This window comes from Streptomyces sp. IBSBF 2435, assembly GCF_036815005.1.
Classification (GTDB): domain Bacteria; phylum Actinomycetota; class Actinomycetes; order Streptomycetales; family Streptomycetaceae; genus Actinacidiphila.
The window spans coordinates 35,674-49,419 of sequence record NZ_JAJSYW010000029.1 but is presented as its reverse complement, the minus strand read 5'-3'; the positions used below and the strand labels follow the sequence as shown (position 1 = coordinate 49,419).

General features: G+C 71.3%; 8 protein-coding genes. 6 read left to right on the top strand and 2 right to left on the bottom strand.

The window, feature by feature from the left end:
- Positions 1–24 precede the first annotated feature (24 nt).
- The 4 genes from V7E46_RS08470 to V7E46_RS08455 all read left to right on the top strand — a co-directional run bounded on the left by V7E46_RS08470 (position 25) and on the right by V7E46_RS08455 (position 6,391).
- Positions 25–285 (top strand): acyl carrier protein, encoded by a 261-nt coding sequence (locus tag V7E46_RS08470; protein WP_329172221.1) that lies wholly within the window; start codon positions 25–27, stop codon positions 283–285.
- Entirely contained in the window at positions 282–3,008 is a 2,727-nt protein-coding gene (locus V7E46_RS08465) for an aminotransferase class III-fold pyridoxal phosphate-dependent enzyme (RefSeq protein WP_333767840.1), read from the top strand. Before V7E46_RS08470 ends, V7E46_RS08465 begins: the two co-directional genes overlap by 4 nt.
- Positions 3,005–4,750, top strand: a complete 1,746-nt coding sequence (locus V7E46_RS08460) for a fatty acyl-AMP ligase (protein ID WP_333767839.1) — start codon at positions 3,005–3,007, stop codon at positions 4,748–4,750. Before V7E46_RS08465 ends, V7E46_RS08460 begins: the two co-directional genes overlap by 4 nt.
- A gap of 138 nt (positions 4,751–4,888) precedes the next feature.
- On the top strand, positions 4,889–6,391 hold the full coding sequence (locus V7E46_RS08455) for an APC family permease (RefSeq protein ID WP_329172215.1): 1,503 nt from the start codon (positions 4,889–4,891) through the stop codon (positions 6,389–6,391).
- A 246-nt stretch (positions 6,392–6,637) separates the two neighbouring features.
- Here the strand turns inward: V7E46_RS08455 and V7E46_RS08450 are convergent, their stop codons facing one another.
- Both V7E46_RS08450 and V7E46_RS08445 read right to left on the bottom strand, forming a co-directional pair.
- A complete protein-coding gene (locus V7E46_RS08450; RefSeq protein WP_333767838.1) occupies positions 6,638–8,353 on the bottom strand; it encodes an ABC transporter ATP-binding protein in 1,716 nt (571 codons plus the stop codon).
- The gene (locus V7E46_RS08445; RefSeq protein WP_333767837.1) at positions 8,350–10,110 is read right to left on the bottom strand and encodes an ABC transporter ATP-binding protein; all 1,761 of its coding nucleotides are present in this window, start codon (positions 10,108–10,110) and stop codon (positions 8,350–8,352) included. The genes V7E46_RS08450 and V7E46_RS08445 overlap by 4 nt, the downstream gene beginning before the upstream one ends.
- A gap of 850 nt (positions 10,111–10,960) precedes the next feature.
- Between V7E46_RS08445 and V7E46_RS08440 the strand changes: the two genes are divergently transcribed.
- Complete coding sequence (locus V7E46_RS08440) at positions 10,961–12,934, top strand: AfsR/SARP family transcriptional regulator (RefSeq protein WP_333767836.1); 1,974 nt, start codon at positions 10,961–10,963, stop codon at positions 12,932–12,934.
- Positions 12,935–12,994: 60 nt separating this feature from the next.
- Positions 12,995–13,738, top strand: a complete 744-nt coding sequence (locus V7E46_RS08435; protein WP_333767859.1) for an SDR family NAD(P)-dependent oxidoreductase — start codon at positions 12,995–12,997, stop codon at positions 13,736–13,738.
- Positions 13,739–13,746 lie beyond the last annotated feature (8 nt).

Below are 13,746 nucleotides of genomic sequence, written 5' to 3'. Positions count from 1 at the left end.
GCAGCGATTGGGGGAAAGAACGCAATGAACCGCGATATTCTCGACGTCGTCGATGAACTGTTCCGTCGCCAATTGCAGGTACCTGAAATCAATCCCGACGTCCCGCTGGTGGACTACGGCCTCGATTCCATTCGGTCCATCGATCTGGTGGTCGAGATGGAAGCCGAGTTCGATGTGCACATTTCGGATGAGCAGGCGGCTGCGATGCAGACACTGCGGGACGCCGTTGACCAGGTCACCGCGTCCCTGGCCGTGCGGTCGGGCAAGGAGGCTAGCGACGCATGAACGCTGAATCTGGTTTCGCGCGATACGCCCGGCCGGAGTTCGCCAGACTCTTCCGCGCGCTGCATCTGGACGTGATCTACCAGGGCGGCCAGGGCGACCACCTGACCCGGAAGCTGCCGGCCGGCGCGGACCAGGCAACCGACCAGGTCCTCGACCTGGTCGGCGGCGCGGGTTCCTCGCTGTTCGGGCACAACCACCCGGCGCTGCTCGACGTGGCCCGGCAGTGCTTCGAGGAGCGGATCCCGTTCAACGCCCAGGCCAGTATCCGCCCGGGCGCGGCCGAGCTGGCGCAGCGGCTGTCGGAGATCGTCGGGGGCACCACGGGTTCGAGCTACGTGGTCACCCTCGGCAGCACCGGTGCGGAGGCGGTGGAAGCCGCGGTGAAGCACGCGACGGTCGAGCACCGCCGGCGGCTCGGCGCGCTCCAGGAGCAGTTCGAGGTCGCGCTGCGGCGCGCGCACCGCGACGGTGTCGCGGACCTCGTCTGCGCGAGCGGTCCCGCGCAGGGCCGCTCCAGCTCGGAGGTGCTGAGCGAGGCCCTCGACCGGATCGCCGACCTGCGCACGGCGGATCCGGTCTTCGTCTCGTTGCGGAACGCCTTCCACGGCAAGACTGCCGGCGCCGGCACGCTGACCCATGGCGGCAATGTGCCGGCCGATCTGCATGTGCCGGGACCGCGGCACCGGCGGCTGAGCGACTGGTCGCCGCAGCACGTGGTGACCGCCTTCGACTCCGACCGCGTCCCGGTGTACTCGGTGACCGTCGACGCCGCCGGGGTGGCGCACTCGCAGGTGCGCCACCTGTCCCCGGTGGCCGCCTGCTTCGTCGAGCCCATCCAGGGCGAGTCCGGCGTGCACGAGGTGCCGGCCGAGACCCTCGCCGCCCTGCGCGAGCTGGCCGACCGGCACGAAGCGGCGCTGGTCTTCGACGAGATCCAGTGCGGCATGGGGCGTACCGGCACCTTCCTCGCCTCCGAGGGCTCCGGTGTCGCCGCCGACTACTACCTGTTCTCGAAGTCCCTCGGCGGCGGCCTGGCCAAGATCTCGGCGCTGCTGGTGGACGAGAAGCGGTACGTGCCGGAGTTCGGCCGCCACCACACCTCCACCTTCGCCGACGACGACTTCTCGTCGCGGATCGCCACGGCGGCGGTCGACCTGTCGTTCACCTACCGCGACCGGATCATCGAGACGGGCGTGCTGCTGCGCGAGCGGCTGACGGAGGTCGCCCAGCGCTGGCCGGACGCCATCATCGAGGTCCGCGGCCGCGGACTTCTGCTGGGTATCGAATTCCATCTGCCGCAGCCCGAATCGGGCCTGCTGCGCGAGGTGTTCGACACCGAGTCGCTCGGCTACCTGATCGCGGGCCGGCTGCTGCACACCCACGCGATCAGGGTCATCCCCACCTTGTCCGCCCCCACGACCGTCCGGGTCCAGCCGTCGGCGCTGCTGGAGCCGGCCGACGTGGACCGGATCGCCGCCGGCTTCGACGACGTCGCGGGACTGCTCTCGCGGGGCGACTACACCACGCTGCTCGACCACCTGACCGTACCGCCGGCCGGTGCGTGGCAGCCGCCGCAGCATGTCCCGCTGCCGCGGCGCGACTGGCCGGTGCTGCACAGCGGCAGCCGCGGCGACGTGACGCGGGTCGCCTTCCTCGCCAACCTGGACGTCCCCGGCAAGCTGTGGTCCATGGCGCCCGAACTGGCGGCATGGTCCGACGACCAGTGCGAGGCGGCGCTCGACCGGATGTGGGGCGAGCTCGACCCCTTCGAGGTCGTCAGGCACCGGGTGACCTCCGAGAGCAAGGGGGAGGTCGAGGTCATCATGGTGGCGGCGCCCTTCACCGCCGGCCAGGCCGTCGCCGCGCTGCGCACCGGGCACGGGGCGTGGCTGCGCCGGACCGTGCTCGACGCGGTGGAGCTGGGTGTCGCGCTCGGCGCCGAGGTCATCGGCCTCGGCGGCCACACCTCGATCGTCACCAATGCCGCACGCGACGTCGTCGAGAGCAGCATCAGGGTCACGTCGGGCAATTCGCTGACCGCCGCCTGCGCCTACGACCTGCTGCGCCTGGAGCTGGCCGCGGCCGGCCCCGGTGAGCGCCGGGTCGGACTCGTCGGCGGTATCGGCAACATCGGCGCCGTGATGGCCGAACTCATCGCCCCGCACTGCGACTCGATGGTGCTGGTCGGCCGGCCCGGCTCGGCCCGGCGGCTGGCGACGGTCGCCAAGCGGCTCTCCAGCGTCGTGGACGTCTCGATCGCCGAGGACCTCGACGCGCTGCGGGACTGCCCGATCGTGGTCAGCGCCACCAACTCGGCCGACCCGGTGATCCTTCCCCACCACCTCGCCGGCGACCGGAAGATCCTCGTCTGCGACCTCGCGGTCCCCGGCGACGTGCACCCGGCCGTGACCGGCCTGTCGAACGTCACCCTGGTGTCCGGCGGCCGCATCCAGCTTCCCGGTATGCAGACTCCCCACTTCCCGGGGATCACCCTGCCGCCGGGGATCCTCTACTCCTGCATGGCAGAAACGATCGGGCTCGGCTTCGAGCCCGAGACGCCGAGCCCGTCCTACGGCGGTCTGTCCTCGGCGGGCGTACTGGCAGCCAGGGACCTCGCCGCCCGACACGGGCTCCACCCCGCCCGCATCGTCTCCGACGACATCTCGGTACAACCGTGGATCGTCGATCAGTTCGGCAGCACTATCGAGGAGCACATAGGATGACCGAACTTCGTCCGCGTTTCCCGAGCATTCTGCACGCCTTACTGGCACAGGCGGAACGCGGTTCCGACGGATCAGTGGTGACGCTGATCCAAGAACCGGGCAAGAAGGTCCCGCTGCGCTACGACGCTCTCGTCGAGAGCGCCGCGCGGAGCGCGGCGGCCCTCGCGGAGTACGGCGTCGGCCACGGTGACCGGGTGGTGCTCTGCCTGCCGACCGGCCCGCAGTTCATGACCGCCTTCTTCGGCGCCCAGCTGCTCGGAGCGATGCCGACGGCGATCGCCGTACCGATCCGCTTCGGCGGCGCCGCGGGATTCGAAGGCCAGCTGAAAGACCTGGTGGAATATCTGCGGCCGGCCGCGATCGTCACCACGACAGCGGTCATCGAGGCGTTCCCGAACCTGGCCGACACCAACCTGGTCGACGGCGACGTGCTCTACGCACGGGCCGGCGCGAGCGACGCGCCGATGCACCCGCTGCGGCTGCCGGACACCGACGACCTGGCGCTGATCCAGTGCACCTCGGGCTCGACGGGTACGCCCAAGGGCGTCATGATCTCGCACGCCAACCTGGCCGCCAACTGCGAGCAGTTCGTCGGCGCGCTGGGCTGGACGCAGGCGGACACGACGGTCAGCTGGGCGCCGCTCTACCATGACATGGGCCTGATCACCGGGCTGCTGTGCCCGGTGTACTCCGGCGGCAGCACGGTGCTCATGCCGCCCACCCGGTTCCTGCGCGCACCGGGGGAGTGGCTGCGGTACATCAGCGAATACCGCGGCGCGTTCGCCGCCGCGCCGAACTTCGCGTACGGCTATGTGACCGCCCGGGTGCGCGACGAGGAACTCGAGGGCGTGGACCTGTCGTCCTGGCGTGTGGCGCTCTGCGGTGCGGAGCCCATCCAGCCCGGCACCGCGCAGCGCTTCACCGAGCGCTTCGCCCGCTGGGGCCTGCCGCCGCACGCGTTCACACCCGCGTACGGCATGGCCGAGGCGTCGCTGGCCATCACCACGACGCGCCAGGACGGGCCGCTGGTGTTCGACTCCATCGACCGGCAGACCGCCGTCGCGGACGCGCTGGTGGTCGACGCCGACCCGCAGAGCGCGGACGCGATGCAGATCGTGGACTGCGGTGAGCCGGTGGTCGGCGCCGAGGTCCGCATCGTGGACGGCGAGGGCCGGGAGCTGGCGGAGAACCGGATCGGCCACGTCCAGTTCCGCAGCCCCTCGCGCACGGTCGGGTACTTCAACCTCCCCGAGGCGACCGCAGCGGCGATCGACGCGCCGGACTGGTGGAAGACCGGCGACGTCGGCTATCTGCGCGACGGCGGCCTGCGGATCACCGGCCGGGCCAAGGACCTGGTCATCATCCGCGGTGCCAACTACCTTCCGTCCGACTTCGAGCAGGCCGCGGAGACCGTCCCCGGTGTCCGCCTGGGCGCCGTGATCGCGGTCGGGTACCGCGACGATCAGAGCGAGTCCGAGGAACTCCACCTGATCGTCGAGACGGAACTGGACAGCGGACAGCACGACGCGCTGCGCCAGTCCATCGCCGCCGCGGTCAGTTCGCGGACCGGCGTCAGGGCCGCCGGGATCCACCTGGTCCCCAAGCGCAGCATTCCCAAGACGACCAGCGGGAAGCTGCAGCGGTCCAAAGCGCGGGAGTTGTTTGTCGAAGGGTGGTCGCCGACCGAGCCCGATGCCCGGACGCGGCGGCCCCCCGGTGGACAGCAGCCTCAATTCTCGTAACGCACCACCCCTCAGCGGGCAGAGATGGCCCGCGACCTTCCGGTAATGGACAGCAGAGCGGTACGGCCGGCGGGTTGAGGCTCCCGGATGGCAAGGCCGCAGGCCGGCCATCCGGGCCCTCACGATAGGAAAGCGCCCATGAGCACGACCCCGTCCCCGTCCGCGCCGCCGTCCGAGCGCGGGCAGCTCTCACTCAGTCTCAACACTCCGAAGATCGTCTTCCTGATCATCGCGGCCGCCGCTCCGCTCGCCGCCATGGTCGGTACCGTCCCGCTGGCGTTCGCCCTGGGCAACGGCCCCGGTGTGCCCGCCGTGTTCGTCTTCGCGGGCCTGACCCTGATGTGCTTCTGCGTCGGCTACGCCGCGATCAGCCGCCGGGTGGTCAACGCCGGCGGCTTCTACACCTATATCTCCAGCGGCCTGGGCAGACCGCCCGCGGTGGCCGGCGGCCTCATCGCCGTGGTCGCGTACAACACCGCCTCCGTCGGACTGCTCGGCTCCTTCTCCTACTTCGCCCAGCTCGTCGCCGCCCAGCACGGGCTGCACCTGCGCTGGGAGATATGGGCGGCGGCCGGCCTGGCCGTGGTCGCCGTACTGGGATACCGGCAGATCGACCTGAGCGTCCGGGTGCTCGCGGTGGCCATGGTCTGCGAGGTCGCCATCCTGGTGCTCCTCGCCGTGGCCGTGCTGATCCGGCACGGCGGATCCGCGCTGCCCGGCACCTCGTTCACCCCGCACACCCTGTCGAACCCCGGCATGGGCGTCACGATGATGTTCGCGTTCATCTCCTTCATCGGGATCGAGTCGGCGGCGCTCTACGGCGAGGAGGCGCGCAATCCCGAGCGGAGCGTGGCCCGCGCCACGTACATCGCCATCTCGCTCATCGCCCTCTTCTACGGGTTCATCAGCTGGATTGCGGTCGGCTCGGTCGGCGCGGGCAATGTGCAGAAGGTGGCCGGCGAACAGCTGGGCAACCTCTTCTTCAACCTCAGCGACGACTACCTCACGTCCGCGCTCACCACGGTCATGCAGGTTCTGCTGTGCCTGAGCCTGTTCGCCGGCTGGCTGGCGCTGCACAACGCCGCGAACCGCTACATGTACGTGCTCGGCCGCGAGCGGGTGCTGCCGGGCGCGCTCGGCGTGGTGCACCCGCGGCACTCCTCCCCGTACCGGGCGAGCCTGACGCAGACGGTGTTCAGCCTGCTGGCCGCCGCCGGATTCGCCCTGGGCGGACTGGACCCCTACCTCGGTCTGGCCACGAGCATGCTGGGCCTGGGCACCCTGGGCATCGTCTTCCTCCAGGCCGCCGCCTGCCTGTCGGTCATCGGCTTCTTCTGGCGCAGGCCCGACCGGCACTGGTGGCGTACGGTGCTCGCACCCGCGCTCGGCCTGGTCGGCCTCGGCGTCGCCACCGCGCTCGTCGTGATCAACTTCGACACCATGACCGGCACGGACAACCCGGTGGTGCACGCGCTGCCCTGGCTGATCCTGGCCGGAGCGGTGCTCGGCCCCGTGTACGCCCTGTGGATCCGCTCCGCGCACCCCGAGCGCTACGCCCGCCTGGCGGGCGTGGAGACCCGTGAGGCGAAGCCGGCCGGCTCCGTCCGCCGTGTCACCGAGCGTGTGCCGGCCGAGAACTGACCTCTGCCGCGCACACCAGGACGGGCCGGTCGACATCGACCGGCCCGTCCTGGTGTGCGGCCGTACGGCGGGATCCCGCGAGCACGGCCGACTGCCCCGGCGGGGGGGGGGGGGGGGGGGGGGGGGGGGGGGGGGGGGGGGGGGGGGGGGGGGGGGGGNGACGTCCTGGCGCAGGCGGCGCTGCTGCCGCGCTCCACCGTGGCCGTCGGCACCGGGGGGGGGGGGGGGGGGGGGGCCCCCCGGCTGTCATTCGCTGACCGCGGGCGCCATGGAGATGTGCCAGAAGTCGGCGTAGCGACCGCCGCGGCGAAGCAGGTCGTCGTGGCTGCCCTCCTCCACGATCCGGCCGCCGTCCAGGAAGACGACCCGGTCGGCGCGTCGGACGGTCCGCATCCGGTGCGCCACCATCACCACGGTCCGGCCCGCCATCAGGCGCTCGATGCCCTCGTGGACGGCCGCCTCGTTGACCGGGTCCAGCGCGGAGGTCACCTCGTCCAGCAGCACGATGGGCGCGTTCTTCAGCAGCGCCCGCGCGATCGAGACCCGCTGGCGTTCACCGCCGGACAGCAGCGCGCCGCCCTCGCCGACGTTCGCCGCCCAGCCGCCGGGCAGCCGCTCGATCACCTCGTCCAGCCGCGCGGCGGTCGCCGCGGCCCGCACGTCGGCCTCGTCGGCATCGGGGCGGCCGAGGCGGATGTTGTCCTCGATCGTGCCGTCGAAGAGGTAGACGTTCTGGAAGACGATGGCGATCTGCGACATCAGCACCTCGGTGTTGATCGCGCGCACGTCCACACCGCCGACGCGCACCACGCCCGCGTCCACGTCGTAGAAGCGTGCGAGCAGTTGCAGCAGGGTGCTCTTGCCGGAACCCGACGGTCCGACCACCGCCAGGCGCTGCCCCTCGGGTACCGACAGCGACACATTGTCGATCACCGTGCGGTCGCCGTGCCGGAAGGCGACGGACTCGAACTCCAGGTCGTGGCGCACCGGCTGGATCGGCTCGGCGGCCTCCGGTAGCGGCTCGGTGCGCAGCACCGCGTCGAGCCGGGTCAGCACCGAGCGCGCACCGCGCAGCTTGCCGCCCATGTCGGACAGCGACAGCAGCGGATCGGCGCAGCGGGCGGCCAGCACCAGGATGGTCAGCACCTCGGCCACCCCGATGTGGTTGCCCAGCGCCAGGTAGGCGCCCAGCGCCAGCAGCCCGGTGAAGACCGTCTGCACGGTGAGCGTCAGGCCCAGCGCGCCGGGCAGCGCCGTGAGCGTCGAGCGGCGCGAGGCGCGCTGCACGTCGCGCAGCGAGTCGTCGAGCAGCTGGAAGCGCTCGCCGGTACGCCCGCCGGCCCGCAGTACCGGCTGCGCCTGGAGGTATTCGATGACCCGGCTGCTGGCCTCGTGGTCGAGCTCCGCGCGCTCCTCGTCCCTGGCGGCCATCGAGCGGCCGGTCCAGATCTGGATCGCCGCCACGAGCGGTACGGCGATCAGCGCGGCCAGCCCCATCTGCCAGTTGAAGGCCAGCATCACGACCACGATCGTCAGCGGGGTCACACAGGCGGAGATCAGCGGGGTGAGCAGGTGCGCGATCACGCTCATCGCCTGGAGGATGCCGCGGCTGGCCAGCACGGACACCTCGCCGAGGCGGCCCGCGTTGTACCAGCCGATGGGCAGCTTGGCCAGGTGGTCGCCGACCCGGTGGTACATGCCGCGCAGCAGATCGGTCCCGACGTGGAAGCCGGACAGATCGCTCATGTAGCGGAGCACCGCGTACACCGCGACCGCGGCCCCGAAGCCGATCAGCCAGGGCCACGCGTCGGAGGGCGTGTCCCCGAACAGTGCCCGCAGCACCGGAACGATCAGGGCGTAGGACAGGCCCTCGGCCACCGCGGTCGTCGACATCAGGGCGACGGTGCGGCGCATCGGCTTGGCGTACTCGTCTCCCAGTACGCGCAGCAGCATTCGGATCATCGGGGCTCGTCTCCTTGCAGTACGCCACCGCGGGTGTCGATCTCGTCGGCGACCGCCGAACGGTGGGATTGCCAGAACGCGGCGAACTTTCCGTTCGCTTCGAGCAGGTCCGCGGGCCTGCCGTGCTCGACGACCGCCCCGTCCTCCAGCATCACGACGGTGTCGGCGTCGGCGACCGTCTCCAGGCGGTGGGCGATGACCAGCACCGTCCGGTCGCCCTCCAGCGCCGCCAGGGCGCGGCGCACCGCCTGCTCGGTCTGCGGGTCGGCGAAGGCGGTCGCCTCGTCGAGCACCAGAACGGGTGCGGCGGTCAGCAGCGCGCGGGCGATCGAGATCCGCTGTGCCTCGCCGCCCGACAGTCCGGCGTCCTCGCCGACCACCGACTCGTATCCGCGGGGCAGTTCGAGGATGCGGTCGTGGATGTTCGCCAGCTTGGCGGCGCGGACGACCTCGTCCAGCTCGGCGTGCGGCGCCGCGAGCGCGATGTTGTCCGCGATCGAGGCGCGCAGCAGGCGGACGTCCTGGAAGACGAAGGAGACCGTCCGGTACAGCTCCCGGCTGCCGACCTCCCGCAGATCGACCCCGCCGAGCAGGACCGAGCCGTGCGTCGGGTCGAAGAACCGCGGCAGCAGCTGGACCAGGGTGGACTTCCCGCTTCCCGACGGTCCGACGACCGCGGTGACCGTGCCGGGCTCCAGGACCAGGTCGACCCCGCGCAGCACCTCGTGGTCGGCCTCGTAGCCGAACCGCACGTCCCGCAGCTCCACCCGGTGGCCCTGCGGCGCGACCGGGTGCGCGGGCTCCGGCAGCGACGGCACCGCGAGCACGTCCTTGATCCGGCCGACCGCGCGCGCCGCGCCCTGGATGTCGTCGAAGCCGTGGCTGAGGGCCGCCAGCGGAGCGGTCAGGCCCAGCCCGAGCAGCAGGAAGGGCAGCAGGTCGGCCGGGGCCATACCGCCGTGCGTGATCAGGGCGGCGCCGCCGATCAGCTCCACCAGCAGCACGAAGGGCGGCGAGAGCACCAGCTGCATGCCCGCGGCGATCTTCGAGATGCCGTGCACCCACTTGTAAAAGATGGCGACGAAGTCGTTCGCCGCGTCGAGGAATTTACGGTGGGAGCGCCCGGACCCGCCGAACGCCTTGACCACCGAGATGCCCTGGACGAACTCGACGACGGAACTCGAAATCCGCCCCATGCCGTTGTCGAACTCCTCCTGCTCGCGCACCCGGGTCGGGGTCTGCATCAGGGGGACCAGCGTGAATGCGATGATAATCGGCGCCAGCGTGATCAGCGTGAGCCGCCAGTCGACGGTGAACAAGTAGATCAGCGACGCGATCGGCACCACGAATGCGGAGGTGAGCTCACCGGGAGTGTGCGCGATGAACGGGTGCACGGCGCTTACGTCCTCGCCCACCACCTTTGCCAGCTCACCGGTCCTGCGCTGCGAGAACCAGCCGATCGGTACGCGCCCCAGGCGCGCCGCGAGCTGCCGGCGGAACGTCAGTTGTACCTTGCCGTCGAGGATGTGCCCGACGGCGGTGGACGCGGCAGTGCAGAGCAGCCGGACGAACAGGCCGGCCGCACCCGCGATCACGACGGCCCACACATGGTGGTGGTCGACAGGATCGGACGACAGCAGAGTGCGACCCAGCTCGACGACCGCCAGCAGCGGGGCGAGACCCGCGAGGGCGCCGACCACCTGCAGGACCACAACGACCGCGAAATTCCGGACATACGGGCGCAGCAGCTGCCCCATGGTCTGTTCCGCTGCGGAATCGGCATCCGACAATGGCGTGGACCGTTCCCTCACCGCAGCAGGGTCGATCGCGTTCATCGCTCTCCCATCCGTTTTGAAACGCGTGCGAATATTACTGTACCGCGATGCGGCGCTGATGGGTTCGCAGGTTTCACGATCGGCCGGGGGGGGCGCGGCGCGCCGCGGCGCGGCTCCGTTCCCGGGGGGTGCCCGGGCCGGCGGGCGGTCGGGGCGGCGATGCGGACCGGCCGTCGGCGTACGTCCGTACGTGATCTTCCGGGAGCGGCGCCGGGAGTGGCGATGGGAGCGGCCGGGCGGTCGGGAGGGGCCGGATCCCGGCGGGTGGCGCGGCTTTTGTCCCGCTGCTCGCGAGTGCACGTGTGCGCTGAGTGGGACGGGGGTGACAATCAGACACGTCACCGCTACTGTGACCTTACGCATACACCTTACGGGGTAAAAAAGAGGGGGAAGCGTGCACGGGGGAAACGTGCTCAGCCAATCTTTGACTGGTGATTTAATCGGGGGCTTTGGCGTGCCTGCGCTGATGCGCGCACGTCCGGCGGTCACGGCCGCCCGCAGGCCCCTCGATATCGCGACCGGACTCATTTCCTCAGATATTTGTACCACGCATGTGGTGTACGAGGAAGCCGGTGGTAGGTCCATTTCCGGCGGAATAGCGGCTGACGTTCTGCTCGCATCCCGATGTATTCGGACTTACCGGAAAGCGAACAGTGCCGCCGACCCGGCCGGCAATGCCGGCGCGGCAGCGGACCACGACCGCCTGCTCTGCTGATGCCGAGCAGCCGGTACGGGAAGGGACGGATCACCACTTTCAGGAGGCGAGTGACCGATGGTCACCACGGGAGCACCCCTGCGCATACAGCTCTTAGGACCGGTACGCGCCTGGCGGCACGGGGCCGAGGTCGCGCTCGGGCCGCCCAAGCAGCGGGCGGTGCTGGGCCTGCTCGCCAGCCGTGCCAACGATGTCGTGGGCGTCGAGAACATCGTGGACGCCCTGTGGGGCAGCGATGTGCCGCAGACCGCCGCCAACGGCGTGCACACCTATGTCGGCGGGCTGCGCCGGGCGCTGGAGCCCGGGCGCAGCAGGCGGGCGGCCGGCGCGGTGCTGACCTCGGAGTCCGGCGGCTACTGCCTGCGGCTGGACCCGGTGGACGTCGACGCGACCCTCTTCGTGCGGAGTCATGGTGACGCGCGTAGGTCGCGCGGCGAGGGCAACGCCGACGCGACCCTGCGGCTGTACGAGCAGGCCCTGTCGCTGTGGCACGGTGAGGCGTACTCCGGCATCCCCGGGCCCTTCGCCGCGATGGAGCGCACCCGGCTGCGCGATCTGCGGCTGACGGCCGTGGAGGAGTGGGCCGCCGACATGCTGGCGGCCGGGCGGCACGCCGAGATGGTCACCGAGCTGACCGGCGCGGTCTCCGAGGAGCCGCTGCGCGAGAAGCTGCGCTGGCTGCTCATCCTGGCGCTCTACCGCAGCGGACGGCAGGCCCACGCGCTGCGGATGTACGAGGAGACCCGGCAGCTGCTGAGCAGCGAGCTGGGCATCGAGCCGGGCGCCGACCTGCGCAATCTCTACCAGCAGATCCTGTCCGGGCATCCGGAGCTGCGCTCGCCCGGCACGGACCCGGCGCCCGTGCTGCTCTCGGGCCGTGAGTCCGCCTTCCGCGGCGCCCCCAAACCCGTGCAACTGCCGCCCCTGGCCCGCGGGTTCGTGGGCCGCGCCAAGGAACTGGCGCAGCTGGAGAAGGTACTGAACGACGAGAGTTCGCGGTACGGCGCGACGACCCCCGTCGCGGTGGTCGACGGCCCGGCCGGGGTGGGCAAGTCGGCGTTCGTGCTGGAGCTGGCGCACCGGCTCATCGACCGCTTCCCCGACGGCCAGCTGTACGTGGACCTGCGCGGCACCGGACTGCAGGGCCGGCCGGTGAGCGCCGCCGACGCGCTGGGCCAGCTCCTGGGCAGCCTGGGGGTCGACGCGTCGCGCATACCTCCGGGCCTGGCCGCCCGCGCCACCCTCTACCGCAGCCTGCTGCACGGCCAGCGGATGCTGGTGGTGCTCGACGACGCCCCCAGCGCCGACCAGCTGCGGCCGCTCATCCCGCGCGGCTCGTCCTGCGTCCTGGCGACCAGCCGGCAGCGTTTCAGCGGCCTCGCGGCTCGCGACGGCGCCCACCTGGTCACCATCGGGCCGCTGGCCGACGAGGAGTCGGCGCATCTGCTCGCCGGGCTGAGCGGCGGACGGCTGGAGGGCCAGCGGAAGGCGACCGCATGCCTGGTGGCGCTGTGCGGGGGACTGCCGCTGGCGCTGCGCATCGTCGCCGACGGGCTGGCGGCCAACCCGAGTGTGCCGCTGACCGCGCTGGTCGAGCAGTACGCGGCCGAGCACGGCCGGCTCGACCGGCTCACCGTCAAGGACGACGCGGCGGCCAGCATGCGCAGCGTCTTCGAGGGCTCGTACCAGGCGCTGCCCGCCGACGCGGCGCGGATGTTCCGTCATCTGGGCCTGTACAGCGGTCCGTTCACCGTGCGGATCGCCGCCGCGCTCGCCGAGACGGACTGGGACACCACCCGCAGGCTGCTCTCGCTGCTGGCCGCCAACCACCTGCTGGAGGAGGAACCGGGCCACCGCTACCGCTTCCACAGCCTCATCGGCATCTATGCCGCGGAGTGCGCGGAGCGCGAACCGCTGGCCCGCCGCCAGGAGGCACTCAACCGGCTGCTCCGGCTGGGATCGGCCATGCCGCAGGCACGGCCCTCGGCCGGAGGCGGCGGCTGGCGGGACGCCCGCGCCAGCGCGTTCTGAGCGGCGGTCCCGACCGCCCTCGGATGTGAACAGGACTGCTCTTTCATGGAAGTGGAGATCATGGGACAGCTCGATGAGAAGGTCGCCCTGGTGACCGGTGGCTCGACCGGTATCGGTCTGGCGATCGCGCAGCGGTACGCCGCCGAGGGCGCCACCGTCTACTTCACCGGCCGGCGCAAGGCCGAGCTGGACGCGGCCCTGGAGGTCGTCGGTGACGGCGCCGTCGGCGTCCTGAGCGACGTGTCGGACCTGGACGACCTCGACCGCCTCTTCGCGGCGGTCAAGGAGCGCAGCGGACGGCTGGACATCGTCGTGGCCAACGCGGGCTTCGGTGAGCTGGCCCGGCTGTGGGAGATCACCGAGGAGCACTACGACAAGACCTTCGACGTCAACGTCAAGGGAACGCTCTTCACCGTCCAGAAGGCGCTGCCGCTGCTGTCGAAGGGCGCCTCGGTGATCGTGCTCTCCTCCACCAACGCCTCGATGGGCGTCAAGGGGATGACCGCCTACAGCGCCACCAAGGCCGTCGGCCGCAGCTTCGTGCGCACCTGGGCCGCCGAGCTGGCCGGGCGCGGCATCCGGGTCAACGCCATCAGCCCGGGACCGATCGACACCCCCGGCATCCGCAGCCTGTCGGGGCAGGCCGGCCGGGCGCTGGAGGAGGCCCTCGCGCCCACGATTCCGCTCGGCCGGATCGGCCGGGCCGAGGAGGTCGCCGCGGCGGCTGTCTTCCTGGCCTCGGACGAGAGCTCCTTCACCACCGGGGCGGAGCTGTTCGTCGACGGCGGCCTCAACCAGGTCTGAGCGCCGGC

Bases quoted from the DNA above. Each gene is read 5' to 3' on its own strand.
- V7E46_RS08470 (WP_329172221.1), top strand. From the start codon at position 25: ATGAACCGCGATATTCTCGACGTCGTCGATGAACTGTTCCGTCGCCAA.
- V7E46_RS08445 (WP_333767837.1), bottom strand. From the start codon at position 10,110: ATGGGGCAGCTGCTGCGCCCGTATGTCCGGAATTTCGCGGTCGTTGTG.
- V7E46_RS08450 (WP_333767838.1), bottom strand. From the start codon at position 8,353: ATGATCCGAATGCTGCTGCGCGTACTGGGAGACGAGTACGCCAAGCCG.
- V7E46_RS08435 (WP_333767859.1), top strand. From the start codon at position 12,995: ATGGGACAGCTCGATGAGAAGGTCGCCCTGGTGACCGGTGGCTCGACC.
- V7E46_RS08465 (WP_333767840.1), top strand. From the start codon at position 282: ATGAACGCTGAATCTGGTTTCGCGCGATACGCCCGGCCGGAGTTCGCC.
- V7E46_RS08440 (WP_333767836.1), top strand. From the start codon at position 10,961: ATGGTCACCACGGGAGCACCCCTGCGCATACAGCTCTTAGGACCGGTA.
- V7E46_RS08460 (WP_333767839.1), top strand. From the start codon at position 3,005: ATGACCGAACTTCGTCCGCGTTTCCCGAGCATTCTGCACGCCTTACTG.
- V7E46_RS08455 (WP_329172215.1), top strand. From the start codon at position 4,889: ATGAGCACGACCCCGTCCCCGTCCGCGCCGCCGTCCGAGCGCGGGCAG.